The organism is Thermococcus sp. JCM 11816 (genome assembly GCF_055396515.1).
Window position 1 is genome coordinate 371,555 of record NZ_AP043741.1, and the last position, 23,154, is coordinate 394,708.

Annotated in this window: 25 protein-coding genes and 1 tRNA gene; 13 read left to right on the forward strand and 13 right to left on the reverse strand. The window is 52.2% G+C overall.

Annotated features, from left to right (window positions below; all coding sequences use genetic code 11):
• Nucleotides 1–39 precede the first annotated feature (39 nt).
• Entirely contained in the window at nucleotides 40–501 is a 462-nt protein-coding gene (locus tag ACZ5TN_RS02095) for a UPF0179 family protein (protein ID WP_173254059.1), read from the reverse strand.
• On the reverse strand, nucleotides 498–1,553 hold the full coding sequence (locus tag ACZ5TN_RS02100) for an NAD(P)-dependent glycerol-1-phosphate dehydrogenase (RefSeq protein ID WP_464917014.1): 1,056 nt from the start codon (nucleotides 1,551–1,553) through the stop codon (nucleotides 498–500). Before ACZ5TN_RS02100 ends, ACZ5TN_RS02095 begins: the two co-directional genes overlap by 4 nt.
• Nucleotides 1,554–1,621: 68 nt before the next feature.
• Between ACZ5TN_RS02100 and ACZ5TN_RS02105 the strand changes: the two genes are divergently transcribed.
• The 5 genes from ACZ5TN_RS02105 to ACZ5TN_RS02125 all read left to right on the forward strand — a co-directional run bounded on the left by ACZ5TN_RS02105 (nucleotide 1,622) and on the right by ACZ5TN_RS02125 (nucleotide 5,377).
• Nucleotides 1,622–2,431 (forward strand): DUF63 family protein, encoded by an 810-nt coding sequence (locus ACZ5TN_RS02105; RefSeq protein ID WP_464917015.1) that lies wholly within the window; start codon nucleotides 1,622–1,624, stop codon nucleotides 2,429–2,431.
• A 4-nt stretch (nucleotides 2,432–2,435) separates the two neighbouring features.
• Entirely contained in the window at nucleotides 2,436–3,206 is a 771-nt protein-coding gene (locus ACZ5TN_RS02110) for a bifunctional fructose-bisphosphatase/inositol-phosphate phosphatase (protein WP_464917016.1), read from the forward strand.
• A complete protein-coding gene (locus ACZ5TN_RS02115) occupies nucleotides 3,196–3,816 on the forward strand; it encodes a rhomboid family intramembrane serine protease (RefSeq protein ID WP_464917017.1) in 621 nt (206 codons plus the stop codon). Before ACZ5TN_RS02110 ends, ACZ5TN_RS02115 begins: the two co-directional genes overlap by 11 nt.
• Nucleotides 3,817–3,871: 55 nt before the next feature.
• A tRNA-Met gene (locus ACZ5TN_RS02120) sits at nucleotides 3,872–3,979 on the forward strand.
• 1,035 nt (nucleotides 3,980–5,014) lie between these two features.
• Nucleotides 5,015–5,377, forward strand: coding sequence for a hypothetical protein (locus ACZ5TN_RS02125; RefSeq protein ID WP_464917018.1), 363 nt, complete (start codon nucleotides 5,015–5,017; stop codon nucleotides 5,375–5,377).
• On the opposite strand, the gene ACZ5TN_RS02130 is transcribed toward ACZ5TN_RS02125, so the two are convergent.
• Nucleotides 5,364–7,277, reverse strand: coding sequence for a helicase C-terminal domain-containing protein (locus tag ACZ5TN_RS02130; RefSeq protein ID WP_464917019.1), 1,914 nt, complete (start codon nucleotides 7,275–7,277; stop codon nucleotides 5,364–5,366). The two genes, ACZ5TN_RS02125 and ACZ5TN_RS02130, sit on opposite strands and share 14 nt — an antisense overlap.
• 40 nt (nucleotides 7,278–7,317) lie before the next feature.
• On the opposite strand from ACZ5TN_RS02130, the gene ACZ5TN_RS02135 reads away from it, so the two are divergent.
• The gene (locus ACZ5TN_RS02135) at nucleotides 7,318–7,629 is read left to right on the forward strand and encodes a hypothetical protein (RefSeq protein ID WP_011249734.1); all 312 of its coding nucleotides are present in this window, start codon (nucleotides 7,318–7,320) and stop codon (nucleotides 7,627–7,629) included.
• Here ACZ5TN_RS02135 and ACZ5TN_RS02140 read toward each other — a convergent pair.
• From ACZ5TN_RS02140 to ACZ5TN_RS02150, 3 genes are all read right to left on the reverse strand, one after another.
• Nucleotides 7,579–8,265: a hypothetical protein gene (locus tag ACZ5TN_RS02140; protein ID WP_464917020.1), complete on the reverse strand. Its 687-nt coding sequence runs from the start codon at nucleotides 8,263–8,265 to the stop codon at nucleotides 7,579–7,581. The genes ACZ5TN_RS02135 and ACZ5TN_RS02140 overlap by 51 nt on opposite strands.
• Before the next feature lie 56 nt (nucleotides 8,266–8,321).
• Nucleotides 8,322–9,368 (reverse strand): M42 family metallopeptidase, encoded by a 1,047-nt coding sequence (locus ACZ5TN_RS02145; protein WP_464917458.1) that lies wholly within the window; start codon nucleotides 9,366–9,368, stop codon nucleotides 8,322–8,324.
• Between the two features lie 238 nt (nucleotides 9,369–9,606).
• Nucleotides 9,607–10,227 (reverse strand): hypothetical protein, encoded by a 621-nt coding sequence (locus ACZ5TN_RS02150; protein ID WP_464917021.1) that lies wholly within the window; start codon nucleotides 10,225–10,227, stop codon nucleotides 9,607–9,609.
• Nucleotides 10,228–10,263: 36 nt separating this feature from the next.
• On the opposite strand from ACZ5TN_RS02150, the gene sfsA reads away from it, so the two are divergent.
• From sfsA to xerA, 3 genes are read left to right on the forward strand one after another with little or no spacing between them, the layout of a single operon-like run.
• Nucleotides 10,264–10,977, forward strand: a complete 714-nt coding sequence (gene sfsA / locus ACZ5TN_RS02155) for a DNA/RNA nuclease SfsA (RefSeq protein WP_464917022.1) — start codon at nucleotides 10,264–10,266, stop codon at nucleotides 10,975–10,977.
• A gap of 45 nt (nucleotides 10,978–11,022) precedes the next feature.
• The gene (locus ACZ5TN_RS02160) at nucleotides 11,023–11,934 is read left to right on the forward strand and encodes a toprim domain-containing protein (RefSeq protein WP_464917459.1); all 912 of its coding nucleotides are present in this window, start codon (nucleotides 11,023–11,025) and stop codon (nucleotides 11,932–11,934) included.
• The gene (xerA, locus tag ACZ5TN_RS02165; protein ID WP_464917023.1) at nucleotides 11,927–12,775 is read left to right on the forward strand and encodes a site-specific tyrosine recombinase/integron integrase; all 849 of its coding nucleotides are present in this window, start codon (nucleotides 11,927–11,929) and stop codon (nucleotides 12,773–12,775) included. Before ACZ5TN_RS02160 ends, xerA begins: the two co-directional genes overlap by 8 nt.
• 7 nt (nucleotides 12,776–12,782) lie before the next feature.
• Here the strand turns inward: xerA and ACZ5TN_RS02170 are convergent, their stop codons facing one another.
• From ACZ5TN_RS02170 to ACZ5TN_RS02180, 3 genes are all read right to left on the reverse strand, one after another.
• Complete coding sequence (locus ACZ5TN_RS02170; RefSeq protein ID WP_011249727.1) at nucleotides 12,783–14,039, reverse strand: AAA family ATPase; 1,257 nt, start codon at nucleotides 14,037–14,039, stop codon at nucleotides 12,783–12,785.
• Nucleotides 14,040–14,106: 67 nt separating this feature from the next.
• On the reverse strand, nucleotides 14,107–15,120 hold the full coding sequence (locus tag ACZ5TN_RS02175) for a M42 family metallopeptidase (protein ID WP_464917024.1): 1,014 nt from the start codon (nucleotides 15,118–15,120) through the stop codon (nucleotides 14,107–14,109).
• 45 nt (nucleotides 15,121–15,165) lie between these two features.
• Nucleotides 15,166–16,044 carry an AEC family transporter gene (locus tag ACZ5TN_RS02180; RefSeq protein WP_464917025.1) on the reverse strand — a complete coding sequence of 293 codons (879 nt, stop codon included), beginning with the start codon at nucleotides 16,042–16,044 and terminating at the stop codon, nucleotides 15,166–15,168.
• Nucleotides 16,045–16,238: 194 nt separating this feature from the next.
• On the opposite strand from ACZ5TN_RS02180, the gene ACZ5TN_RS02185 reads away from it, so the two are divergent.
• Nucleotides 16,239–16,745, forward strand: coding sequence for a ribonuclease FAU-1 family protein (locus ACZ5TN_RS02185; protein ID WP_464917026.1), 507 nt, complete (start codon nucleotides 16,239–16,241; stop codon nucleotides 16,743–16,745).
• Between the two features lies 1 nt (nucleotide 16,746).
• Nucleotides 16,747–17,031, forward strand: a complete 285-nt coding sequence (locus ACZ5TN_RS02190; protein ID WP_011249719.1) for a DUF167 domain-containing protein — start codon at nucleotides 16,747–16,749, stop codon at nucleotides 17,029–17,031.
• Here ACZ5TN_RS02190 and ACZ5TN_RS02195 read toward each other — a convergent pair.
• The 4 genes from ACZ5TN_RS02195 to ACZ5TN_RS02210 form a co-directional block, all read right to left on the reverse strand.
• Nucleotides 17,028–17,264: a hypothetical protein gene (locus ACZ5TN_RS02195; protein WP_011249718.1), complete on the reverse strand. Its 237-nt coding sequence runs from the start codon at nucleotides 17,262–17,264 to the stop codon at nucleotides 17,028–17,030. The two genes, ACZ5TN_RS02190 and ACZ5TN_RS02195, sit on opposite strands and share 4 nt — an antisense overlap.
• 113 nt (nucleotides 17,265–17,377) lie before the next feature.
• Nucleotides 17,378–17,740: a hypothetical protein gene (locus ACZ5TN_RS02200; RefSeq protein WP_464917027.1), complete on the reverse strand. Its 363-nt coding sequence runs from the start codon at nucleotides 17,738–17,740 to the stop codon at nucleotides 17,378–17,380.
• 47 nt (nucleotides 17,741–17,787) lie between these two features.
• Nucleotides 17,788–18,792 (reverse strand): phosphorylating glyceraldehyde-3-phosphate dehydrogenase, encoded by a 1,005-nt coding sequence (locus ACZ5TN_RS02205; RefSeq protein ID WP_464917028.1) that lies wholly within the window; start codon nucleotides 18,790–18,792, stop codon nucleotides 17,788–17,790.
• Between the two features lie 161 nt (nucleotides 18,793–18,953).
• Complete coding sequence (locus tag ACZ5TN_RS02210; RefSeq protein WP_464917029.1) at nucleotides 18,954–21,551, reverse strand: ATP-dependent helicase; 2,598 nt, start codon at nucleotides 21,549–21,551, stop codon at nucleotides 18,954–18,956.
• 90 nt (nucleotides 21,552–21,641) lie between these two features.
• Between ACZ5TN_RS02210 and ACZ5TN_RS02215 the strand changes: the two genes are divergently transcribed.
• Both ACZ5TN_RS02215 and ACZ5TN_RS02220 read left to right on the forward strand, forming a co-directional pair.
• On the forward strand, nucleotides 21,642–21,947 hold the full coding sequence (locus ACZ5TN_RS02215) for a hypothetical protein (RefSeq protein WP_054839808.1): 306 nt from the start codon (nucleotides 21,642–21,644) through the stop codon (nucleotides 21,945–21,947).
• A gap of 24 nt (nucleotides 21,948–21,971) precedes the next feature.
• Complete coding sequence (locus ACZ5TN_RS02220) at nucleotides 21,972–23,024, forward strand: glycosyltransferase family 2 protein (protein ID WP_464917030.1); 1,053 nt, start codon at nucleotides 21,972–21,974, stop codon at nucleotides 23,022–23,024.
• The last annotated feature ends 130 nt before the right edge of the window (nucleotides 23,025–23,154 follow it).

Here is a 23,154-nt window from a genome sequence, read left to right on the forward strand (position 1 = left end):
TTCTCTTCATTTCAAGCAAAAAATGTAAGAAGAGATAACTCACTCCTTCTTCCTCATGACCTTGGCTATCTTGTATGTCTTGCCGTTGCACTCGACTTCCCCAGTTATTTCGATTATCTTCACGCTGTCCCCGTCAAAGAGCCCCTCCGGCTTGAAAAGATCCCTTTTGTCCAGGTCGGGGCAGTCCTCGAGCTTCAGCGTTATCACCGAGCCCACCACTGCAAGCCTCGGCTCTATTGCCACCTCTATGCTCGGCTCGACCACCTCCACTACCCTGACCTTTCCCTCGTGCAGCGGGCAGGAGTGGGAAGGCATGCTCCTTACCCTGAGAATCTTGTAGCGCCTTCCAGGCTCAAGGTTGCCGACACAAACGCCCGCGAGCTTGCAGGTCTTGCAGGGCTCGGCCGGACCGTAGAATATGAACTCAACCCCCGGTTTTGCGAGCTTTTCCCCAACTAACGTGATTATGGCCACTTTCAACACCTCCTGATGGATGATCATATCACTCCCGTGATTTTAGCGGCCTTTTCAGCGGCCTCCCGAGTTAGACCGTCCTTTCCGAGGATGGTGTAGCGCTCGGGCCTTATGGTGTGGGCTATGGTGAGCGCCTCGATTATAACCTCGGGGTCGATCCCAAGTTCGTATGCGTTTGTAGGTGCGCCGACCCTCTTTAAGGTTTCCCTAACGCGCTCCCACTTCATACCGTGCAGGTAGGCCATGATTATCGTCCCGAGGCCCGTCTGCTCGCCGTGAAGGGCGGGCTTATCGAGGAGCATGTCTAGGGCGTGGCTGAAGAGGTGCTCAGCGCCGCTTGCTGGTCTTGAAGACCCGGCTATACTCATGGCCACACCGGTGGAGATGAGCGCCTTGATGACCTTCCTGACGGACTCCTCGTTTCCGAGGCGGATTATATCGGCGTTCCGCATTACCATCTTGGCGCTCATGAGCGAGAGGGAAGCCGCGTACTCGCTGTAGTATTCACCTTTGATTCTATGGGCAAGCTGCCAGTCCCTCACAGCGGTTAAGTTGCTTATCGTGTCCCCAACGCCAGCCGCTAAGTAGCGGTAGGGTGCCGTTTTGATGACCTTGACGTCGGCAATGACGGCAACTGGTGGAACGGCCTTCACGGACGTTTTTGAGCCGAGGTCCTTTATTGAAGCGTTCGCACTCGCTATGCCGTCGTGAGAAGCGGTTGTTGGAAAGCTTATGAAGGGAACGCCCGTTTTGAATGAAGAGAGCTTGGCGACGTCTATTATGCTCCCGCCGCCAACTGCTATCACCCAGCCAATGCCTTCGTCCTTGATCTTTTCAATCGTTCTCTCGACTTCCTCCATCGTTGCGCCTTTTCTGATGGTGAGGGAGCTCACCTCATACGCGGATTTTATCGCGTCCTCCACATCCTTACCTGCGATTTCCTTCGTTTTTGGGCCGTAGATAACGAGCGCCTTTCCAGTAAGGCCTATCCTCTTGGCAACGCTAACGACTTCTCCCGTGAGGTTCTCGCCCAACAGTACCTCCCTCGGGAGCTGCATGAGATGAATCCTTCTCTCCATTTTTACCGCCGAAAAACTATTGGTGGGAAAAGCTTTAAGGCTATCGGAAGACTTCCTACGGTGGTCGAATGGGAGTTGGGGAGTTTTTTTACAGGTATTTTGTGGAGCCGATAAAATACAACCAGGGCTACAACCCTGTTAACACGCTTGTCTACGCGGTAATTCTTGGAATAATGGTTCTTCTCCTCTACCGAATGCTTAAGAGGATGGGGATAAGGATAGACGACCGCTTTTTCCTCTCCCTGATGCCCTACATAGTCCTCGGCCCGCTGATGAGGGCTATAACAGATGAGGGCCTGCTTCCGAGGACTTACCTTACAGTCAGTCCTGGAGGCTACTTCGTCATAGCGGCCTTTGCGATAGCTTCCCTCTTTGCAGTGTGGAGACACCTTGGCCCGGATGAGAGGCTCTACCTGATATACCGCGACTTCGGCTGGGTGCTCGTGGGAGGGCTGGTTTTCATAATCATCATCAATTGGGGGAAGTTTTCTGTCAGATGGGAGTACTTCAAGTACTTCGTCCCGAGCCTTGCTGTCTCCGAGGCCTTTATCTGGGCTCTGGCGAAGAAGTTCAGGCTAATAGCCGACAACAAAGTTCTGTTCTACACCCACTTTTATGACGCGACCACGACCTTTGTCGGAATCCAGTTCTTCGGCTTCTGGGAGCAGCACGTCCTCGCAAGGACGCTCATAGACCTAACGAGCACACCTGCAGTAATGTATCTGGAAAAACTGCTGGTTTTGATTCCAGTCGTTTACATACTCGACCGGATGATGGAAGATGAAGACCCCGAGCTGATAAATTTCGTCAAACTGGCAATATTCGTCCTCGGTTTTGGGCCTGGGACGAGAAACCTGCTTATAGCCTTACTGGGGTGATATTATGGAGTTTAACTGGAGTGAGATAGCGCTGAATACTGCCAAGGAGCTTGAAGAGAAAATAATGCCGCTCTTTGGGACAAAAAAAGCCGGCGAGAACGTTGGGACTAACGTGAGCGGAGACGTAACAAAGTACGTGGACAAGGTCGCCGAGGACATAATACTCAAGAGGCTCGTCCCTCTCGGAGTAAACGTCGTCAGCGAAGAGGTCGGGACGGTTGACAGCGGGAGTGACTACACCGTTGTCGTCGACCCTCTGGACGGTTCCTACAACTTCTCGGCCGGGATACCAATCTTCGCCTTCAGCCTGGGGGTCTTCAAGGGGAAGAAGCCTGTCTACGGGGCAATCTATGAGTTCCTGCCTAAGAACTTCTATGAGGCAAAGCCCGGAGAAGGTGCGTACCTCAACGGAGAGAGGATAAGGGTGAACGAACCCGAACCGGGGAAGGAAGCCCTGAGCTTCTATACCCGGGGAAGATGCCTCGGTCTCGTGAAGAAGGTGAAGCGAGTCCGCGTGCTCGGGGCGATAGCGGTGGAGCTTGCCTACGTTGCGAGGGGCTCCTTAGATGGGGTCTTTGACATAAGGAACTACGTTAGGCCGACGGACGTTGCAGCTGGAGTCCTCCTTGTGAGGGAAGCAGGCGGAATAGTAACGGACGAAAGGGGAAGGGAGTTCGAAGTCAAGCTCAGCGCAACTGAGAAAACCAACATAATAGCCGTCGCAAACGAGAGGCTCCTGAACACCATCCTGGAGGCGATGAAAGATGAGCCTTGAGCACTACTTCCACCGCTACGGGCGGGCAACCTTCACGCTGTTCCTAATCAACGTCGTCGTTTACGTTGTCGAGGCAGTTTTGAGCGGCGGGAACTTTCTGAGCATAAGGAGCAGCGTCCTGGCACTCCTCGGTCAGTGGAACTACGCGGTTCTCAACTACGGCTACTGGTGGCAGCTCTTCACGGCGATGTTCGTGCACGTCAACATAATCCACATATTCTTCAATATGTACTTTCTCCTGACGATGGGGAGACAGCTTGAAAGGGTTCTCGGCCCGAGGAGGGTTGTGATGACCTATATCGCCTCTGGGCTTGTCGGAAACGTCCTGACGCTCTTCCTCAAGCCCCCAATGACTGTCAGCGCGGGAGCCAGCGGTGCTCTCTTCGGAATAGTCGGAGCGTTGATAACGATAAGCGGTGTCGTCGGTGGAAATATGCAGGCAGCCATGATGAACGCCTTTTTCCTGTTCCTGATAAACAGCGTCCTTCCTGGGGTCAATGCCTACGCCCATCTCGGGGGCCTGCTGGCGGGCATCGCGATAGGCTACTACTACGGAAAGGCCATCAGGAGAAGGCTCACGTGGCAGTACGCGTACGGCGACTATTGGTGACGCCGAAAGATTTAAAAATGCCCTCCTTGAGGTATAGGACGAGCGCTCGGGAAGTGCCGGGGTAGCTTAGCCTGGTCAGAGCGCTCGGCTCATAGGGCCGCTCCCCTTCGGGGGAGCCTGAGAAACCGAGAGGTCCGGGGTTCAAAGCCCCGCCCCGGCACCACAGCAGCCCTTTCTTGCGAAAGCGCTAGCGGAAGATGAGTATGCTTTTTTAATGAGCTAGTTTTTGAGTGGGTTTACTTATCGAGTTGCCAGATTTACAGGATTTCCCCACAGTATAGCGCTCTTCGAGCGCTAAAAAGAAAACTGAAATCACAATTAATGAGAGATTTTGAGAGTAAACCCAAGCGAACTTGCTTTCTGGTAGAGCATACACTACTCCTTAACAGGCGAGCTCAAGGAGAAGGGAACACTTTTGGTGAAGCTTTTTCCAAAAGTTTCCTGCGCGACGTTGAAGCTCCGCTTCAACGCACGGAACGGTAGTTCCATTGAGTTTGATCAAGGCTCGTGGTTCTTCTTAGAATTGCTCCACCACAAGGATTTTCAAAATACTCAAGCTAAACATTAATGAATTTCCCAATTTTGGCCTTCTAAAGGGAGTTTTCTCCCCTTGACGCCCTACGGGCGTCGATTAAAAAGCAAACTCACATCGAGAACCCTTACTAAAATTGAATTCACACTCATGCAGTGAGTTCCTGTGAATGAAAATCTTCCTAGAACCACCTTCTAATCAAGAACCACGAACTTTGATGAAACTTTGCAAAGCAAAGTTTCAGCGCCGCTTTCACTAATGTTCAAGCGTCCTAAACGGATGACGAAATGTTCATGACTCTTCTAACTCACCTGTTTGAAAAGTTAATGTCTTGCATCCTCGCTCCCTTTTGATAGATTCTCGCTTAATAAGCAATTTTAAGAGGGTTACTCACAGCATATCACCCGAAGGGCGTTAAAAAGGAAGAAAACCCCCACTTCTCTGTCCATCAATCAAGAGAATCTAACTGCATTAAGCCAATTCTCGAAGACATTCAAGCTTTTGGTGGAGCTTTTTCTAAAGCCCCTAACTAGTACTCAGTCTCTAGACTGAATGTTAGGATACCAGAGCAAATGCACTGATTACTTTTTCCTTCCGAAGCTTGCCCGAGTACCCCAACTGTTTCTTGCGAAAACCTTTTCTGGAAAAGCGTGTATTCTTATCCCGATGAAGATAATTAAAGTCCCCTCCAACGACAGCATTGGGATTATACCCTACGGTTCTCCTCCAGAGGTCGAGCTTGAGATACAAGTCAAGCAGCGAAAAGGCGAGCTTGTCCTCTGGATAACAAACCCGAACACCACGAAGGTCGAGATCGACAACGAGGTTGAGCTTTACGAGTTCATAGGCTACTGGCAGAAGCTTGACCCAGGGATCGTATTCCTGAGGAAGAGGATTGTACTCATACCAGGTGAGACGATCGAGCAGAAGCTCCCCCTTGAGCTTCCACCGGGCAGGTACATGGTAGTCAAGCACGCCTACGTGAACGGGGCGAGGGTCAGGGTGGAGAAGGAGTTCACCGTCCGTTAGACCAGAACCTTTTGAGGTAGAGTCTCATCGTCGGGAGAGTTACTGGCTTCATAGTTTCCTTCATCCAGTCGGGCAGATCCTTCCTTATGCTCCTCCAGAGTACGCGGTAGTCGAGGATTACGATGCTCCCCTTCTCTTCAGCGGAGCGGTGAACCCTCCCAGCTGCCTGGACGAGCTTTCTATGTGCGGGGAGATAGTAGCCGTAATACCGGCCCTTTTCGGGGAACTTCTTCTCGAAGTACCTTATCTGGGCCTGCACCCTCGGCGTCGGCCTCGCATAGGGGATTCCGACGAGGACAACGCCGTTCATCTCGTCGCCAGAATAATCCTGTCCCTCGCTGTTTCTTCCCCCCATCACGCCGAGCAGAACGGCGCCGTTTCCCTTCGCGTGGGCCTTGAACTGGGCTATCATGAGGTCGTTTTCCCTCGAAGAGACACCCTGCTGTTCTATGAAAACTGCCCTCCCAGTTTCCTCGAGCTTTACGTCGAGATTTGCCGAGAGAAGGCCCTGGAGAACCTCGTAGGAGGCCGTAAAGACGCCGACGTTCTTGGGAATGAGCTTTACCGCTTCAACTATGTAGTCGACCATTTTCCTGTAAGCCTGGAGGGAGCGCTCGTCTCCCCTCGTCGAGACGTCCTTGGCAACAAGCACCTGAGCGTTCTCCCTCTTCACCATCCTCGGGAACTTCTTCATCCTGGCGTTTTCAATGCCCATAACGTCCCTGAAGGCCTCAAGCGGCGTGAGAGTTCCGGACATAAATATCGCGCTCTGAACGTCTTTTATGAAGGACAGCGCCCGTGACGGGTCGAGGGCAACGAGCTCAAGGCTCATACCCTTCTCCCGCGTCATCAGGAAGAGGTAGTCGTCTCTACCGATGAGGGAGAGCCACAGCAGGAGGAACTCTCCGACCCTACCAACGTAGCTCCTCGGGGGTTTACCTTTCTCTATGCGGTCCTCCCTTATGGCATCCCCAACCGAAACCATCTCGTTGAGCGTCTTAACGAGCCAGCGTTCGTTTATCCCAAGGATATCAACAACGTGAGCAAACACCAGCTCTGGCTGTACTGGGGCCTCTTCTACGTCCCTTTCTGCCAGCTTCTCCGAGTACAGCTTCTCAAGCCCCTTCCCGAGAATGCTCAGGAAGTTAGCTATCTCGTGCTCCCTGTACTCGTCGGCCTCCTTTATTGCCCTGTTTATCGTGTGTATGCTCAACCTGTCGCTCAATGCCGAGATTGCCTGGTCTGGGAGGTTGTGAGCCTCGTCAAAGATGACAATAAGGTCGGAGTAATCAACGCCGAGGGAGCTTATCAGGCTCTCCCTTATGCTTGGACTTAGGGCGTAGAGGTAGCTGGCCACTATTACGTCGGCTTTCTCCGCTATTCTCTTGGTGAGGTCGTAGGGACACAGCTCAAGCGTCTCGGCGTAGTTGAGGATCTCAGCCGGATGGCTCGGTTCGGTCAGGAAAAACCGTATGACTTCCTCAAACTCGGCCTTTTTCTTCTTCTCGTTCTCATAGAAGGGGCACTTCCCGAGCTTCTTCAGGTTTTTACAGACGACCATGGCGTTGTATGCATCGGTGGTGAACTGTTTGAGGTAGGTGTGAAGGCACAGCTCCTTCCTGCTCCTAAGCTCGACGCCAGAAACGGGCTTTTTTCGATGGATGGCTTTCAGCTCTTCAATAACCCTGTCCATCTGCCTGTGGGTTCTGGCAAGATAGAGAACCTTGTAGCCGTACTCCTTGGCGAAGGGGAGAACTCCAGCAAGAACGCTGATCGTCTTTCCAAAGCCCGTTGGAGCTTCGACTATCGCGTTCTCGCCGTTCTTGACGGCCTCGCCGATGAGTTCTATGAACTCCCTCTGGTTAGGTCTGAGGTTCTCGTAGGGAAAGTACTCACTCATGGGAAAGGGTTTTAACCGGCCCGTTTTAACCTTTGCCGTGATGGGCATGGAAGAGCGGTGGGGAAAAATAGCAGAGTACATCGTGGAGGCAGTGCTAATAGCGTGGCTCGGCTATTTGTTCCTCTACCAGAACTACCTGCTCCACAACTGGCACCGCGGTCTGCCACTTCCGAGTAAAACGCCCTACATAATCCTCGGTGTCCTCATGGGGGCCACGTTTCTGGCCTTCGAGCTGTGGAGGAACAGGAATGTGCTCTTTGATGGAAGAAGTCAGGGGATCGCCGAGGTTCATCCCGAAAACTCAGTCCCAGAGAACTTTGAAGATGTATCTTCCTCCGATGCCGAGGTCTGAAAGTTCATCCTCCGAAACGCCGAGAAGGGGTTTTTTGATTTCCACTATTGCCAGACTCCCATCTTCTCTGAACTCGATCCCTTCGAGATTTCCGCCTTTCACTTTAATCTTGATTTCCCCCTTCCCTGTTCCAACGATCTCAAAAGTGTCTTTTCCTCCAAAGAAACGGACGTATCTGGCCAGATGAATCAGATCTCCAGGTTTCAGGTCAGATACTACGATCTTGCCGTGTTCCTGCCTTATTTTTGGTATAACTCTCTCGTAGCTCTCAGAAAACGCCAGGGCAGTCCTCCCAAAGCCCTCCGCAATTTTGAGGAGCTTTTTCTTTAGAAACCTCTCATCTAGGTCGGCCGAAGCCCTAGAAACCAGAAAACCCCCATCAAGCTGGATGGTGACTATTAGAAGCCCCAGAGGGGACTTCATTATGTAAGTTGTAGTGTTATCGGCGTACGTCATCTCAAAGCTTCCGGAGAATGCGAAACCGAACACCCTCCCAGGGAGGCGTATTGAGACAGTTTTTCCATCAAGCGACCCGGGAAACGGCAGGGAAGCTATAAGGACGTCTGGCCTTGATGTTATCCTCTTTAGGGCCTCCCATGAAAATCTGGCCGGGACTTTGAATATTCCTGATTCCATATCAAAATCAAGACTCAAAGAGATTGCTTATAAAAATTTGGGAAGAACGTAAGGAATCAAAGCTCAAGCTCCCCGATGTGCTCGAGAACCTTGACCATCAGCTTGACTCCAGCGTCAACATCGCGCTCGTCAACGACCTCGGTGTTTGAGTGGATGTAGCGCGCCGGAACGCTGATGGCTCCAGTCGGAACACCACTCTTGTTGAGGTGGATGGCTCCTGCGTCGGTTCCGCCGCCGAGGAGAATGTCCCACTGGTAGGGTATCTCGTACTTCTTGGCGAGCTCCTCCATCCAGCGGACGATCGTTGGATGGCAGATGACCGAGCGGTCCATTATCTTGATTGCGGTTCCCTTTCCGAGCTGGGTGACCTGCTTGTGTTCCGGAGTTCCTGGAACGTCGGCCGCTATGGTAACGTCAATAGCGAAGCCATAATCTGGGTCGATGCCGAAAGCTGAGACCCTAGCACCGCGGAGGCCAACCTCTTCCTGGACTGTGGCAACGAAGTAGATGTCAGCGTCGGTCTCGCCGAGCTCCTGCGCGGCCTTGACGAGGGTGTAGACTGCTATCCTGTCGTCGAAGGCTATGCTGACGAGCCTGTGCTTTCCGAGCCTCTCAAGCCTGCCGTCCCAGGTGATTATGGTTCCCACTCTGACACCCATCTCCTCGGCCTCTTCCTTGCTCTCGGTGCCGATGTCGATGAAGACCTGATCCCAGGTAGGAGCCTTGCTCCTCTCCTCGGGCTTCTGGATGTGCGGAGGAACGCTTCCGCCGACTCCATAGATGAACTTACCTTTGTCGATCCAGACCTTGAAGCGCTGGGCTATGAGAGTCCTCGGGTCAACGCCACCAACAGGGACGACGCGGAGGAAGCCGTTCTTCTCGATGTGGTTCACCATGAGGCCGATCTGGTCCATGTGTGCCGCGAGCATAACCTTTGGGCCGTTGCCCTTCTTGTGGGCTATGACGTTGCCGAGCTTGTCAACCTTTATCTCGTCCACGTAGGGCTTGAAGGCCTCTATAACGACGTCCCTGACGCCGAGAAACTCAAAACCCGAAACACCAGGGGCCTCAACTATCTTCTTGAGCAGTTCGTAGTCGACCATTCCCATCACCTTCCGTTTAGATTTCCATCTAAAAGTGGGGCCGGAGATATTTAAGGGTTTAGGTGGGAGAGCAGTTCCTCGATGGTTAGGCAGTCGTCGCACTTTCTCCTGAAGTCCTTTGCCACGAGGACAGACGTGTTGTGTCACTGATGGTTGAACTTCATTATTATCCACCAACTGGATTATCCAGTGACCGGATAAAAGTTTGAGGTTATTACCCTTCCCCTACCCTACACAATTATGGGTAAATCCTCACACCCATCGCCTTCTCCCCATTGTCGTAAATCTCCTTGATTTTGAAAAGATAAGCGGGCGTCTTGCTCCAGTCCCTCGGTTTCTTTGGCCTGTGAAAGACGTCGTGGACGGCGTTTGTGTACTCCCACACCTCGTCGTCCTCGTGCACCTCAACCTCACACCGGACTTCGTAGGAAGTGCTTGGTGGGGTAAAGAAGAGCACCGTCGCCTCCCTGCTTCCTCCTGTAATGTTCGCCCACGTGTGCTTTTTAGCCAGCTCAAGGGATACCAGCTTGGTGAAGTCTATCTTCTCCCTCACATATATCTCGTTGAGGAGAAAGTTGAGAGCATCTCTGGGGTTGTAGGGCTTTTTCAGCTCCTCGCGGAGCTTCTGGAGGGTCTCTTCTAGATATTCCTCCTTGTGAATGAAGCCAATACCCTTGATCGACCCGTTCGGCCCTGCTTTGCCACAGGTTATTATTGCCGGGTTGTGCCGCGTGAAGCCGAGCAAAACCGAGGGGTCGAACTTCCCCTCTGCGAGCTTTCTTATTCCAGCAACCCTCTCCTCGAAGGCATATTTGATGAACTCCTCGGGTATCATTGAACCACCGTTCCTTTTTGTCACCAAGGTTTAAAAACGTCTTTCGGTGTAGGTTTACTCATGGCGAAGCCCGTACTGCTCACTCTTAAAGTCATCCCGTGCACGTTCCTTAAGCGTCTCAACCGCTTCGTTGCTCTAGTCGAGGTAAACGGTGAGACCAGGAAAGCATTGGTAACGAACACTGGAAGATTAGAAGAGTTCATGATCCCTGGCAGAAAAGCCTTCTGCGTTCCGAAGGAAGGGGGGAAGACTGACTTTGTTTTAGTCGCATTCGAAGATGAAGAGGGCAAAGGAGCAGTGATCGACACCAGAACGCAGGCAAGAGCCTTTGAGAGGGCCCTTGAGCTAGGTCTCGTCCCCTGGCTCAGGGACTGTTCCATAAAGAAGAAGGAGATCAAAGTCGGAAGCTCCCGCCTCGACTACCTCTTTGAATGTCCCGGCGGTGATGTCTACGCCGAGATGAAGAGTGCCGTCCTAAGGGGCGGTGAGAAAGGGGAATATGCAATGTACCCTGACTGTCCATCAACGAGGGGGCAGAGACACATAAGGGAGCTCATCGAGCTGTCGAAAGCTGGAAAGAGGGCCATGATATTCTTCATCGGCGCAATGCCAGGTGTTGAAAAGTTCAGGCCTTACGAGAAAGGCGACCCCGAGATAGCGAGGCTCCTCAAAGGGGCCAGAAAAGCGGGCGTTGAAATCCACGCCCTCAGCATCTCACTCCTGCCCGATGGAAAAATCGTCCTCGAAAGGCCCGAGCTTGAGGTTGAAGTATGAGAACGGTTTTAAACCCGATGTCCAAGATGAGTTTAGGTGGTAAAGATGGCAATAGTTGACGTAAGGATTCTGGTAGAGGGTGCGAGCGACGTAGAGGTCGTAAGCAAGGCCCTCCAGGGGCTCGCCCTTGGAAGCGAGTACAACATCACTATATCAGCGATAATCCCGACTACCAACGTTGAGATAGCGAAGAGCGCCGCGGCCGGCGCGGACCTGCTTATCATAGCGACCGACGCGGACAGGGTAGGAAGAGAGCTTGCCGAGAGGCTCTTCAACGAGCTCGGTGAGATGGTCGGCCACATTGAGAGGATGAAGCTCCCGCTCGGCCACGACCTTGAGCACGTTGATGTTGAGCTCGTCAGGAAGGAACTCAAAAACACGCTCGTAAGGGCGGGTCTCAAGAGTCTTCAGGTTCTTCCGGAGTACATGGAGCTCAGGAAGCAGCTCCTCGACATCAAGGGCAAGTACGACGAGCTTGCCAACGAGTACGGGGCCCTCTACAAGGAGCACGAAGAGCTTCAGAAGAAGTACGACGAACTATACTCGGAGTATAAGAGACTAACCAGCGAGAACGAGGGCCTTAAAGAGCTCCTCGAAAAGAGGGCCAGGCCAGTGAAGATAGAGGACGCCTGGAAGAACCTCTTCCCGGCAGAGCCCGTACCCGACGAAAAGATTCTCGCACTGGCCGTTGAGAAGCTCGGCCTTAACGGAAAGATAATAGTCGGCCAAGGCTACATCTTTGCCGAGGAGGATGCCCTGATAGAAGAGCTCCTCAAGACTGTTTACCTCAGCCTCGCGGTCAAGGATGAGCTTGAAAGCGAAAAGCCCAAAGCGGAGCCAAGGGTTTATCCCGCAGAGCCAAAACCCGTGGAGCCGGAAACCGAGAACATAGTTGAGAACCCCGAGGTGAAGCCGGAAGAGCTGGAGAGGCTCCTGAAGGGTATGGACAATGAGTGAGCCTAACGAGGTCATTGAGGAGTTCGAGACCTATCTGGATCTTGAGGGTAAAAGCCCCCATACCATCAGGATGTACACCTACTACGTTAGGCGATACCTTGAGTGGGGCGGCGATCTGAACGCCCGCTCCGCCCTCCGATTTCTTGCCCATCTGAGGAAAAACGGCTACTCTAACAGGAGCCTCAACCTCGTCGTCCAGGCGTTGAGGGCCTACTTTCGGTTTGAGGGCCTTGACGATGAAGCCGAGAGGCTGAAGCCTCCCAAAGTCCCGAGGAGCCTGCCGAAAGCACTCACTAGGGAAGAAGTTAAGCGGCTTCTCTCTGTTATACCGCCAACAAGGAAGAGAGACAGGCTCATTGTTCTTCTCCTCTACGGCGCTGGATTGCGCGTTAGCGAGCTGTGCAACCTCAAAAAGGACGACGTTGACCTCGACAGAGGGCTAATAGTGGTAAGGGGCGGAAAGGGAGCGAAGGACAGGGTCGTGCCAATCCCGAAGTACCTCGCCGACGAGATAAGGGCCTACCTCGAGAGCCGCTCCGATGAGAGCGAATACCTCCTCGTCGAGGACAGAAGAAGGAGGAAGGATAAGCTCTCAACAAGGAACGTGTGGTACCTCCTCAAGCGCTACGGCCAGAAAGCTGGGGTTGAGGTAACGCCACACAAGCTCCGCCACAGCTTCGCGACTCACCTACTTGAGGAAGGGGTGGATATAAGGGCCATACAGGAGCTTCTCGGCCACTCGAACCTCTCAACTACCCAGATATACACCAAGGTAACAGTGGAACATCTCCGCAAGGCCCAGGAGAAGGCAAAGCTGATAGAGAAGCTGATGGGGGAGTGAGAAAGCTTCATTCTTCCCCGAGCTCCTTTCTCAGGCTTTTCTGGGCGAGAGTCAAGAGATCCTCTGGGGTGAGCACTTCAACGGTTTTTGGCTCTGACTCAAGGACGCTTTCATCGGGAACGACGAGCACTTTTCTACAGTTGAACCTTGAAAGCTTTTCCTCGATTTTCCAAACTTCCTCTCTCTTTACCCTGCTCTTCCATTTCACTTCCCCCACTAGCTCAAGACGCTTGAAGCCCTGAAGGGCTATGTCCACTTCAAGGTCAGGTTCTTCGATTCTAACTGGTCTGAGCCCGTATACCTTTCCCAGCAGGCTCTCGATGTATTTTTCAACGTGTCTCGGGACTTTCTCATTAACGGCACTCCTTATGAACTCAAGTGGGGTTTCCAGCTCGGTGTACGCGTACTTGGAGCTGAGGTAGAAGTGCAAATCCAGCAGGGGGGATGCTATGGAGTAACTGAACCTCCTGCGTTTTCGGAAGATGGGAACTTTCCGTATGATGTCCATTGTGGAGAGAACTTTGAGGTACTTCTGGATGCTTGAGGGCGAGTCAAGAAGTCCCTGGGACACCAGGTAGCTCGCTATCTCGCCGCTCTTGGACTTTCCATCCGCTACTGCGTGGAGAATCGCTCGATAAACCTCAGAAAACAGGATTTCTTCTTCAGTGAAAGCCTCGCCGATTAAATCTTCAACGACCGGCCCTGATGAGTACAGGTATTGAGCCATGAACTCCCTCAGTGGTGGCTTGTAAAGGGGAACAAGCATAGGTTCTCTAAGATACGTGGAAGCTTCCACAAGCTCTTTTCCACTCACTTCCTTTGAAAGCTCGATGATAACTTCTCTCTCGTCAATAAGTCCGATTTTTATCGGCAGCACTACCCCAAGTAAGGGACTTTCCTTTTTGGAGAGAAGCCGCAGTGAGAGCCAGAGCGTTGACGTGAGGAGAACCAGATCCTTTTCACTTCTCCCAGCGTTTGCGTGCAGGAAATCGAGGAAGTCCTCAGGGAGTCTATGGAACTCATCAATAACGATTGTTTTCTCCCCAAGGTTCTTGGATAGCTCTTTCAGCAGTTCCTGATATGATAACCTTGCACCACTCCTCCTCTCAAGGATGGCTCCATCTCGCTGTACAAAGTAATAGAGGTCGTGATCTAAGAACCTGCTTGCTATAAAGCTCTTCCCTGTTTTTCTGCGGCCGTAGAGCATCTTCCAGCCGGGATATCTTAAGGTTTTCATTTCAATTCTTCTGGGAATAATTCTCATGAGAATGATTCTGTTGAGAATCAATTTAAGCTTTTCGGCAAATGTGATAAAAATTTGGAAAGACCAATCAGAGGAACTTCTCCTCGATGTATGCCCTTATCAGCTCCTTCGTGGCGAGCATTCCCTTAACGTGTGTTCTCTCCATGCCGTGGCTGGCGTGGACTCCCTGGCCGATGAGGGCAACCCTGAAGTCCCAGCCAGCCCTCAAGGCCGCGCTCCCGTCCGAGCCGTAGTATGGGAAGACGTCCACGGTGTAAGGGATTCCCCTCTTCTCGGCAAGTTCGATTAGTTTGGTCGTCATCTCGTAGTCATAGGGGCCGCTCGAGTCCTTGGCCGCTATTGAGACGGCGGTCTCTTTCCCTGTTACTCCCTCCCCAACTACTCCCATATCAACGACTAGGAGTTCCTTCGTGCTCTTGGGATAGCCTGCCGAACCGCCGTGGCCGACCTCCTCGTACGGCGAGAAGAAGAACGCAACCGGGAGCTTTTCAAGGGTCTGACTAAGGTCGAGCATGAGGTCAATTAGCACTGCCACGCTCGCCTTGTCGTCCAAGAAGTGGGCCTTGACGAAGCCGTTCACGTACTCGAACTTCGGGTCGAAGGCAATGAAGTCGCCGGGCCTTATGCCGAGCTTTTCAGTGTCTTCTTTCTTCTCCACCTCTGCATCGAGGCGGATGTACATGTTCTCCTCTGTTCTCTCCTTCTTTCCTGCCTCTTTGTTCACGTGAACGCTCGGGTTCTTGAGGAGGAGCGTCCCGCGGTAGCGCTTTCCTGAGCGGGTGATTATCGTGCAGTACTCCCCCTCGAAGGCAGGAAGGAGAAGGCCGCCTATTCTCGTGAAGCTCAGATGTCCGTCGGGGAGGATGCCCTTTACCATCGCACCTAGAGTGTCAACGTGTGCCGCAATCACGAGTTCAGGCTCGGGGTGGTTGCCCGCTATCAGGGCGCCCTTGTTGGTGTAGTAGGTCTTAATCCCTGCCTCGGTAAGCTTTTTCTCAATGTGTTCCATTACCTCTTTCGTGTAGCCTGTTGGGGACGGTATCTCAAGTATCTCCTTCAGAATCTCAACGACGCGCTCCATGTTATCACCGTTCAAAAATCCATCGAAGGACTAAAAAGGCATCGGTCAGAGAAGAGCCTTTAAGGCCATGAAGAGGCCGATAACGATGAGAGTAAGGACAAAGGTAACGCTTATTGCCTCCTCAGCCTTCAGCTGGTACTGTGCAAGAATCGCATTGGCGGCTATCGCCGGCGGCATGCTGGCCTCGACCAGAACCGAGTAGAAAACCTCTAGGCTGGCGTTCCTGAGGGTGAGGAAGACGAAGATGAATGGAATCGCTATCCTAAAGGCCCCCACTTCGAGGAACTTCCTGAGCTCGAACCTGCTGAGGGTTATCCGCGAGCCGAAGTAGATTATCAGGAGCGGGATGCTCCACCAGCCGATCGTCTTAATGGGCTCGATGATCCAGCCCGGAAGGCGGATTCCAGCTATCACAAGGGCGAGGGCAAGCAGGTTGGCGACTGTCGGCGGGAACTTCAGGGCCTTTTCGATGCTCCTCCTTAGTGAAGCACCGCCGCTGGAGTAGTGGGCCGCTATGAACGTCACTATCGGGATTACGATGAGGCTGTTGGTTGTTGAGTAGAGAATTGCGGGGGTTATGTCGTCCAAGAAGAGGCTCGCTATCGGGAAGCCTAGGGCCGCGGTGTTCGGGTAAACCGAGAGAACCATGAGTGCACCAGCCCAGGGGTCGTTTTTGAGAACGAACCTGCCGTAGAGGTAAGAGGAGCCAAGACTTATGCCTATTACGAGAAAGACGTAGATGAAAACCGTCTTTATGCTGAGTAAGTATCCCAAATCCTTGCTCGCGACGTTGCCGAAGACGAAGAAGGCCAGAAGAATGTCGTTTGTGAGGATTCGGATGTAGTCAAAGGGCTTCTCAGACTTAAACAGACGCTTGAGAACGTATCCGAATGCTATGAGCGCGAGCATCTCGTAGATGTTCATGTTAAAAGCTATGGCTCAGCGTTTAAAAGTCTGTCGAATGTGCTTGAAGATCGAAGAAAACCCCTAGATCCCAAACTGGGTCACGGGTCTTTTCTCTGAGGGTGGTTGGCTTGAGATTGGAGACATCCCTGCCGTTGAGAGAACTCCAACAGAATACAAAAATCATTTTAATCAATTTTAATCCTCCCTTAAACATGAGTTCAAAAATCCACCTCATCTACAAACGCATTCCAAACAGAGTGCTTGAGAGAGAAGACGAAGTTCTCGCTGACATTGGGGACGTAGTCGTTGCAAAATCGGAGTTCTCAGGCATGCTGGCGCCCCTCTTCGTAAACGGCGTTAAGGTCGTAGACAACGGCTATAAGATGGTGTACTTTGCATTCATCGGGAGAAACTACGACATCCTCAAAGTTTACGATGAGAAAGGATACTTCAAGGGGCTTTACGTTGATGTTCTGGCTTATACAAAGCGTTATGGAGACACGATAGAGATGCTCGACCTGTTCTTAGATATCTTCGTCTTCCCGAGCGGGGAAGCTTTTCTCCTCGACGAGGATGAGCTTGAGATGGCGCTGAACTACAGGCTGATAGACAAGAAAACTTTCGATTTTGCATATTCGGTGGCAAATGAGATACTCGAAAAGCTTAAGCGGGGTGAATTCCCGCCGGAAATAGTCTGGAAGTACGAGTGGAGGGATTGATATGAAGTTCATCAAGGAGACTAAAGAGGGAGTCCTGATAATGATTTACGTCCAGCCAAAGGCAAAGAAGAACGCGATTGAAGGGGTAGACGGGTGGCGCGGAAGGCTGAAGGTCAGGATAGCGGCTCCGCCAGTTGAGGGCAAGGCCAACAAGGAAGTCGTGAAGTTCTTCTCGAAACTCCTCGGAGCGGAAGTCAACATAGTCAGGGGAGAGACGAGCAGGGAGAAGGATTTGCTGGTTAAGGGGTTGAGCGTTGAGGAAGTTAGGAAGAAGCTGGGGGTTTAGCCTTTCTTGACCCTCAGCTCCCCCTTAAGGCGGAGGTACTTCTCTCTTGATAGCGGAAAGCTCTTCGACGACTTGAGGAGGGAGTTGATGAGCTTAACCTGCTCTCTGAAAACCTCGTCCGGGTTCTGCTTGAGCCTGAAGACATAGAGGCGGATGAACTCGAGCCTCTCTTTTAGATCACGCCTTGAAGGGAATGCTGACGCCCATTCTTCTGGCGTATTTGATACTGACATGTCACCACCATCTCATGTTGGCCTCGGTGGTATTTATCCATTTTTATCCATTTCTTATTTCTTTTGCTGGATAGTTTTGTTGATATGAAGACCTTTTTTAAAGAAAGATAGACTCAGCGGTACTTCAGAAAAGCCATGTAAAAAAAGGCCCCGCCAGCAAGGGCAAGCCCGCCGGCGAAAGCGTAGAGGGAAGTCCCTCCCTTGTACCTGATTTTAAGGATGTAGCATCCGCTGTCTGGTAGATACGAGTACTCAATCGGTACTCTCTTCAGAATAACGTTCTGACCGTGGGCGATGAATACATCCCCGCTCACGGCTGATACCCGCAGGAAACCGCCCGAAACGCTGACGTAATAGTCTCCCAGCTTCCCGTGGGACCCTTCGCAGAATTCCCCGCTGAGTGTTTGTCCAGGAAAAACGAGGGCAAGAACTGCCAGCGCCAGCCCGAGCAGGAGAAGGTACTCTTCAGCTTCCATTCTCCATCAAAAAGAAATTGAGGGCGAGTTTAAAGACGTTTCTGAAATCACTTCAGAATTCCAAGGCTCTTGTTCGTCTTCTTTATGCTCTCCCACTTGTCCGCCATCTCGAACATGGCCCTTATCGCATCCACGTTCTCTGGCACGACGTCGCTCTCTTGGTGAACGGCCTGGATGTAGAAGAGCCTGTTGCCCTTCACGCTTATGCTCTCCTTCCAGACGGCTATCTCGTAGAGGTTGTTCCACTCGCGGTGGAGATCCCTTGCGAACTCTATGAGCTGGGCCGTGCTCTCAAAGCCCCTCTCCTTCTCGAAGAGGAGAACTCTGGTGGTGTTCTCGAAGATATCTATCACATCTTCCCTCGTTATCGGCTTCTTGAGTTCAATCATGACGCTGTGGACGTGCATGAGGGTAGTGGGCACGACGAAGGCCATCGTCTCGATGTTTATCGGAATAACCGTCTGGACGTCTGGCCCGTGGTGGGAAGGAACCTCAACCGTGGGCTTTATGGCGTTGATTGGACCTCTCTTTGAGTCGTTCGGATCTGCGGCCCTCCTAATCATGACAGCGTAGACGTAGTTGATGTACTCCTGAAGGGCTGAGAGCGTTCTGGTCAATCCAGTCGTGTTGCAGGAGACAACCCTGACGTAGTCCTTTCCGAGGGCCTTTTCGTAGTTAGCCTGGGCCACGAATGAGACCTGAGCAACCTCTGCCTTCTCACCGCCCTGGAAGATCGCCTTAACTCCGGCCTTTTCGTAGAGGGCCTTGTTCTTTGCACCCATTCCACCCGGTGTGGCATCAACGATTACGTCAACCTTCTCCAAGAGGTCGTTGAGCGTTCCAGCAACTTCAAAGCCGGCCTTCTCGAACCTCGGTAAGAACTCCTCGCTCGCGGCATAGACAGGAATGCCCCTCTCCCTCGCCAGATAGGCCTCGAAGTCGGGCTTCGTCTTGGTTACGCCGATGAGCTCCATGTCATCCTGCTTGGAAACGGCGTAAGCAACCCTCTTCCCGATTGTCCCGTAACCGTTTATTCCGACTTTCACCTTCATGCTACCACCCGACAATTTTATGACTGTAAAATACTTAAGGCTTGTTTTCACCGGCGGTGAAAAGTGATGTAACCAGGAACACATTTTTACACAGGCAAAGCAAATAAAGTCAGAAAATTATTAGGGCGTCTTAAGCGTTTTGAAAGGCTAAAAAAGCCAAATTAGGTGGCGTTTTCCCCAATTAAGGCCATTATCTTCCGGTGGAGGGCCTTTATCATCTCCCTCCTGTCCTCCATCAGAACGACATCGCTCGAACCTATTGCCTCAAGGTTGAAGGCGAACGGACTCGGAAGCTCGTTCCTCTCGAAGACGACCTTGATCTTCCCCTCCCGCACCCAGCTCAGGAACAGTTCGGCGTTCTCAACGTCCATCTTGTCCTCCATGATCTCCCTGTAAACCTCCTTCAGGAGCGGGAAGTCAGGGTAGTGCTCCTTGAGGACTTTGAGGAGCGAAACCGCTATGACCTGCTGTCTGCCGAGGCGCTTGCTCCTTCCCACGTATCTTCTCAGGATCAGAAAGCCCCTGTTCGCCACATGCCTGAAGCGCCTCTTCAAAAGCTCCGTGTTGTCGAGAGCCCTCTTGAGAATTTCCCTCAGATCTTCCAGCTGGAAGAGTTCCATGATTTCATTCTCGCTCAGCCTGGCTTCTTTCGGAACTCTAAGGAGGAAGCCGTTGTCGTTGAGGGCTATGCCGACGTTTACCCCCTTCCATCTTCCAACAGCGTAGGCGAAGGCCCTGCTTAAGGCGTCGTTGGCCCTCCTTCCGATCAGCGTGTGGAAGAAGTACTCGTAGGTGTTATCCTTCTCAACTTCCTCCACCAGAACCGTCTCGTCGTCGGGGACTGTTGAATACCTCTCCTGCTCGCGGAAGTAGGCTATTATGGCCTTGGCTGCCCTCTCGTCTATTCCGTACTTCCTCATGAGAAGGGACTTGGCCCGTTTGTTGTTCAACAGCCCCTTCACCTCCCTCCTGAAGCGCTGAACGTCGAGGGCCAAATCAAAGCTCAGCGGAAGCATCTCAGAGAACCAGGCTGGGATGGTGGGCTTCGCCCCCTCGCGCGGGACGACGTATATCTTGTTGCCCCTGCTCTTCACGAATTCGTAGGTTCTGCCGGCCAAGACGAAGATGTCCCCCGGCATCAGCCTTTCGGCGAACTCTTCCTCAACAGTCCCAATCATTTGCTTGTCCATCGTGTAAACCCTTATCTTTGCCTCGTCTGGAATAGTGCCAACGTTCATGTAGTAGATAGCCCTCGTCATCTTTCCACGCCTTCCGAACTTCCCGTCCTCGAGCCATATCTTGGCGTAGACCTTTCTGTCCTCAAGTCCCTCATAGCCACCTGAAAGGTACTTCAGGACGCTCATGAAGTCCTCAAAGGGAAGCTCGTGGAAGGGATAGGCCCTTCTAACCAGGCGGTAGGCCTCTTCGACCTCCCAGACCTTGTAGAGGGCCATGCCGACTATGTGCTGAACGAGGACGTCGAGCGGATTCTTCGGGATTCTAACCCTGTCCAATCTTCTGTTTCTCGCGTTGTGAGCCAAGACAGTAACCTCAACGAGGTCGTCCCTGTCGAGGGCGAGGATAATCCCCTTGCTTACGTCGTGGAGCCTGTGTCCAGCCCTACCGATTCTCTGCAGGGCCCTGTTAACGCTCTTTGGCGATCCGATGAGAACGACGAGGTCTATTGTACCAATATCAATTCCGAGCTCAAGACTTGTCGAGGTGACAACCGCCTTCAGCTCTCCTCTTTTCAGCTTCTCCTCTACGTCCAAACGAACCTCTCTCGACAATGAGGAATGGTGGGCCTCTATCAGACCCTCAAACTCCGGAAAACGCTTCTTCAGGTTGAAAGCCACCCTCTCGGCGCCGCTCCTCGTGTTGGTGAAGATGAGCGTCGTCCTGTGCTCCCGTATCAGCTCCGCCAGGCGGTTGTAGAGGGCGTCGCTGAGCGTTCCGGCATCGGTGTAGATTAAGTCTTCCACAACGCTCTCGACCTTTATCTCTGTTTCCTTCGCGAAGGAGACGTCCACTATGAGGCCAGGCCTGGGGGTTCCATCGTCATTGAAGCCGAAGACGAACTTGGCGACTTCCTCAAGCGGGTGAATCGTCGCGCTCAGCCCGATCCTCACGAACTCGTTCTCGGCCATCTCTTGTAGGCGTTCAATGCTCAGCGCGAGGTGGGAGCCGCGCTTGTTTTCAGCGAGTGCGTGAACCTCGTCAATGATGACGTACTTAACCGTCTTCAGCCTCTCGCTGAATTTGGGAGCGTTTAAGGCAATGGCGAGACTTTCTGGGGTTGTTATTAGAATGTGAGGTGGCTTTTTTACCATCTTGCTCTTCTCATAGCTCGATGTGTCGCTCGTCCTTATCCCTACCCTTATCTCAGGCAGTTCATAGCCGAGCTCTTTGGCCACTTCCTTTATCTCCGCCAGCGGACCCTCCAGGTTCCTCTTGATATCATTGTTCAGGGCGCGGAGGGGTGAGACGTAGAGGACGTAGATCTTATCCTCAAGCTTGCTTTCCTTTCCAAGGAGAATCAGCTCGTTTATTGCGGAGAGAAATGCCGAGAGAGTCTTTCCAGAACCCGTTGGGGATGAAATGAGAACGTTCTCACCTTTATGGATTTCAAGGACGGCGTAGCGCTGGGGCGGGGTGAATGTTCCAAACTTCCGCTTAAACCACTCCCTAACCGGCTCGCTAAGGATGGAATAAATCTCCTCGTCCGTGTACTCCCTCTCGGCCCACCTTATCCCGCTCATCGTTCTCCATCTCGGACTTGGATTTTTAAACTATTCGGTTAGTCTAACAAACTTTTTAAGTGATGGATCAAAACCAGACATGGTGAGAAGATGGACGTGAGGGAGAAGATAGAGAAAGTCCTCGCCGAGTTCAACAGGCTTCACGGGAGCGAGGCAAACGCGAGGATTCTCTCGATTGAAGGAGACGAAGTGATAATAGAGTTCGAGGGCTCCTTCTGCGCCACCTGTGGGCTTTACGACTATTTTGACGACATAAAATGGGAAGCCATGGAGTTCGGCCTTGAGCTTGAACCGGTTGAGGTTCTTGAGGCGGTAGAAGATGACTTTGAACACGGCCGCTACGTCGTGAAATACAAGCTGGGAAGAAAGCCGGTGCTTAGCTTAAGTAACGATTAAAAGACCTTATTTTAACTCTCATACATGCACCCCCTCCTCCTAACGGCGCTGGTCATCGTTTTCCTCTGGGACGGCTACTTCTTCGTTAATTACATAATTAGCCTTTTCAGGAATTATGTAACTAAAGACCAGACCCCTAAGGTCTCCATAATAATTCCCGCCTACAACGAAGGGGAACGGTGTAAAAGGGCAATAGAGGCCGCTCTCGCACAGGACTATCCAGATTTCGAGGTCATATTCGTGGACGACGGGAGCGAGGATAACACGTACGATGTGGCTTCATCCATTAAAGACCCCAGACTTAAAGTTTTCAGGATTGCCCACGGCGGGAAATCAAAGGCCCTGAACTTTGGACTGTCCAAAGCAACTGGGGAAATAATAGTCACCACCGACGCGGACAGCGCGCTTGAGAAAAGCGCCGTCAAAGAGCTTGTCAGGAGGTTTTACTCGGAAGACGTTCTTGGAGTTGGTGGCCAGGTGAGGGTTCTCGGGAACTCGTTTCTTGAGAGAGCGCAGGACGTTGAGCACCTGAGGATAGCGACCTTCAGGAGGGCCAAGGAGCTTGAAGACCTGAGCGTCGCTCCTGGACCAATATCGGCGTTCAGAAAGGGGGCTCTTGAGAGGATCGGCGGCTTCGTGGAAGACCCGGTTGAAGACTACGCGACGACAAAGGCCATAAAGAAACTCGGAAGGGTCGTCTACGCGCCAAAAGCGAGGGTGTGGACGGAGATGCCCAAGGACATCAGAAAACTCTGGCGCCAGAGGAAGAGGTGGTTCCTTGGTGACCTCAGGAACCTTGGGGGTGGCCTCACGAAAGAATGGGGGTTCCTGCTGCTGGGTGACTTTATAGCAATCCTCGATATTGTAGTTCCTGTTCTCCTGTTGGTTTTTGGTTACTGGTGGGCTTTTGGGCTCTGGTGGGGCTTTGAGACACTTACAATGCTTATACCCGTTCTCGTCGAGGGTGGGGGTATTACAACCTCATTAATATTCCCCGCCGTTCTCTGGTTCTGGGCGGTTTTCTACCTGATATTGCACCTCTACGGATACTCCAAATGGGTGCTTGGAAAGCTGTAGCCCAAGCTACCGGTAATTAACCTGAAGACACACTGCAGAATGCTGATTTTCAGAGCTTATCAGAAAGATTTTTAAATACAATGCACTCCTCTGTGCTACATAAACTATATAGACACAATAGACTATAGGG